This is a genomic window from Streptomyces chisholmiae, assembly GCF_031845445.1.
In the GTDB taxonomy this organism is placed as follows: domain Bacteria; phylum Actinomycetota; class Actinomycetes; order Streptomycetales; family Streptomycetaceae; genus Streptomyces; species Streptomyces chisholmiae.
Window position 1 is genome coordinate 1 of record NZ_JAVREO010000311.1, and the last position, 382, is coordinate 382.

The following is a 382-nucleotide window of genomic DNA, read 5'->3' on the forward strand; positions in this document are numbered from 1 at the left end:
GGATTCGCGTGACTCTGTCTCCAACCCGGCGAACCGGTCCCCGGTCTTGGCCGCGAGTGTGCGGGCCGCCTCGTCATGGGATTCGCCGAGCACGCTGATCGCCAGCGACGGCAGGTCCTTGAGCTTGGGCCAGGTGGTCGAGGAGTTCTGAACGCAGAACGACACCAGCGGCGGGTCGAGCGACAGTGCCGCAAACGACTGGCAGGCAAAGCCGATCGGCACGTCATCGTGCAACGTCGTGATGACGGTGACGCCGGTGCAGAACTGGCCGAGCACATTTCGGAACGTACGCGGGTCGATCGGCTGAGTGCTGGTCATCTGTTCCTCGCGCGAGCGCTCGTCACTGTCACTTGAAGCCCACGGAGAAGTCGTGGCCCCAGAG

At 64.7% G+C, this 382-nt stretch carries 1 protein-coding gene; it reads right to left on the bottom strand.

Annotated elements, in window-relative coordinates; genetic code table 11:
- On the bottom strand, positions 1-318 hold a 318-nt coding region (locus RM844_RS33350; RefSeq protein ID WP_311671157.1), incomplete at its 3' end, for a flavin reductase family protein.
- Positions 319-382 lie beyond the last annotated feature (64 nt).